The following is a 3,204-nucleotide window of genomic DNA, read 5'->3' as shown; positions in this document are numbered from 1 at the left end:
CGCAGTGAACAATGGTTTTTCCGCAGGGCTCTTGATGACAGCCTGGACTGGCTGAGCGCCAGAGACTCCAGCAATCCGGCCCTGACAAACCTTCGGCAACTGAAAAAAAATGACACGGCACAGCGGGGTGAATACGATGGTCTGACCGAGCAGCAGACGTCGCTCCCTGACAACGCCACCCGCAGCGTCCGGGGCAGGTTCTTTACCCTCACAGCCCTGGACGACCGGATAGGAGTTTACCTGACGCCGGACTACCTGAGCAGTTCCAGTAACCAGACCCTCGCCAGTGACCTGCGCCAACTGGTGGACGCCAGCGATCTTTTCAGGCGCCGGGTGAACAATACCGACGAGTTCCGGAGACAGCTGGGCAACGCAACGACTCCGATAAGACCCGACACCCTGGGCGATATACACGACCGTGGTTTACTGAAAATCCCCAACGATGAACGCAACAGAACGATTCCCGGAGACTATGTCAGCCTGATAATCCCCGGTCACGATGGCGCATTCCCCGGCAGTGATTCCGGCCCACTGACCTATCTACCCATTCGTCATGGTGTGGAAAATGACACTGTCCATGACCATGCTCCGGGTAACCGGACAGACATTGCGCCCGTTAACCAGACCCTCAATAACGGCACCTTCACGCTCATTCATTTTGATCCGGGCCGGGGAGACATTCCCTTCGGTTCCGGGTGGCTGTCAGCCTGTATTCCATTCTTTTACCAGTTACAGAAGGCATTACAGCTGGCACTTGGCATAGCGCCGCAAGAGGATGCCAACGCAATCAAAAACCGGATTCGTACTGACCTTGGTTTGCCAAAGCATTATCCGGGACAGGACAGAAAACCGTTACCCGTAGTAGACCCCCGTCAGGTGATGGTCAAAGAAACCCTGCCAATGCGGGTAAGGTTTAATCAAACGACAGTGACAGACAGCAACCAATCCGTGCGTCTGGCGGTGAGCGGGTATGGCGCCCTGGGACGTCACCTGGAACTGACGGCAGAGCCTGACGGCAATGGCATCTATCGTCTGCAACTGGCGTCCATTGGTAGAATGCCAACGGATGATCGTCTTCAGCCGCCCTCACTGCGCTGGTATCCCGAAATGCCCAAACCGGCGGCAAGACACAGGGTTCGCCGTGCTGATTCTGATCCTGGTGAAGGTTCAGACTCAAAATTAATTGACCAACTGATTCCTGACTCCGGGACATTCCATAAGGAATTTGCGCCGTTATTGCACTATCAACTCACCGTAAACGCAGACCTGAACAAACGTTTTGAAAGCCTGCTCACGGCTTTTACGGCGCTTGATAGCTTTCGCCACAGGACTACTCCATCAACCTTTATTTCCGTAATGGAGGTCTACGACAAACTCATCACCCTGATCGGCCATCACCCGCTGGAAACCAGCGAAAAATTTGCGAAACTGGCTACAGACATCCGGAGCTGGTTTGAAATCAGCATGAAATCTATCCCTGAAACACTGCATTTTGTCAGCGTTGATCCAACGGTCAGGGAGCTGAATCGTATCCGGTTATGGATTGCGGCGAATTCAAAGTCCGATTTACAAATAAACCTCTGGTACGACCCGCAGGCAATGCTCGCCTCTCTGCTTGGGGAAGCCCTCAAAGAAGCAGTGACCAGTGAATTAACCAATAAACCCAGTCCCGGTAATCCGTCTGATTTTGAATCGGATTTACTGAAAGGATTCATGAGGTTACAAGATGAGGCCTGGAAAGCCATAGAGTCAAAAATGGCACAGGGCCAGCCGTTTGATCAGGCGGTAAAGGACTTTCTGGTGGACCACCTCAATAAGACGGACATTGACGGTAAAAAAGCCCGGACGCTGGAATCCTACCGGCAATTTACAGAGCAGATAAAGTCTTCTTACCCAAGTGCGAAGTTTTCCTTCAAAGATATTAATGAGGTCTGGACCAGTACCTATGGGGAAGAGGGTCAGGAGGCCAGAAAGTACTATCTCAGGGAGCTGGGGTTGCGTGGAAACAAACCTGCGGCCAGTGCACTGGTGAAAAACAGGGTGATTGGCACTCTTGGTGGTGTTTATTCTGATACGTTCCTTTCGCCAGCCATTCATGAGGATCTTTTCAAGAATATTGATTATTCAGGTGTCAGCGAAAAGCATTGGGACAGGGTAAAGGCAGTACAGACCCAGCTGGTCATCCAAAGACTTGGCAAATTCCTTCCTGATGACCTGGATCCTGCCGTAGAACAGTGGGTTTCAGACGATCTCACCTGGTTCGGTAAAAAATACGCCCGGTTAAAGAGAGACAGCGAGCAGCGTGTAGCGAGTGCCGATCCCTCGCAACTGTTTAAGCCTCTGGGAAAAATTAAAATTATTCCCGGTGAGATTGAACTGCCATCGGAAAACAGTCCGGGTTTATTTATCGCAGCATCACAGGGCGACCTGACCATGAAGGTGGCCCAAAACAGCCTTTTATCAGATCACCGGAAGATTGATCAATTTAAATTATCTGAGGTGACAGATTGGAAAGACGCCCGTGATACAAAAACATCTTTAACCAAAAAAAAATTTCGTTCCCCGGAATTGGTTTTTTATCGATACGGAGGTATATGGAAGTTCGCGAAAGGCCATGAAATACTGAATGGCGATAACGCACTAGAGGAAAGCAAGACTGCAATGGGTTGGAGTCGAGGCTATCGAGCTATGCTTGATACTCTTCAGTTGTCTCCCGGGAAACGCTATACCATTTCCAGCGAGGCAGAAGCTATCTGGAGACACGAAAAAGATATCACAAGCTATATAAAAACGGATCCGCAGAGCAAAAACCAATACAGTCATCAACTGGTTCTCCAAATGGAGACTGTCGATGATAACCCTATCAGCAAGGCCAGCCGTTACCTGTTTCGCAAATATAAAAATCATCAACAAACTGATCACTCAATCCGTTGGCTGATCATTGACAACGGTGATTGGTCAGATGGCGAGACCGGCGCCAAGGTCAACCGTGCCGATATTGGCAAACTGCTGGACGGTGATAGCCGAATTCATGTGGTAGGCCTGGGTGAAGCCAAAGACGGGGAATTTACCCTGAGCGGGCAAAGTGCACCAGACCTGTCAACAAAAATCAATGAATTGATCGGTAATGCCCCGGTTAAAACCGTTAACCTGATAGGCTCAGGTATCGATCACAACGGGCTTGTTAGTCAATACCTGAAAGAC

Annotated in this window: 1 protein-coding gene; it reads left to right on the top strand. The window is 50.3% G+C overall.

Annotated features, from left to right (window positions below; all coding sequences use genetic code 11):
* Positions 1 to 3,204 (top strand): TcdA/TcdB catalytic glycosyltransferase domain-containing protein (locus KDK18_RS00350; protein ID WP_257252383.1); only part of this gene is annotated, 3,204 nt, incomplete at both ends.

The organism is Endozoicomonas sp. SESOKO3 (assembly GCF_024606255.1).
The sequence above is the reverse complement of the archived record's forward strand: the minus strand, read 5'-3'. Positions and strand labels throughout refer to the sequence as shown.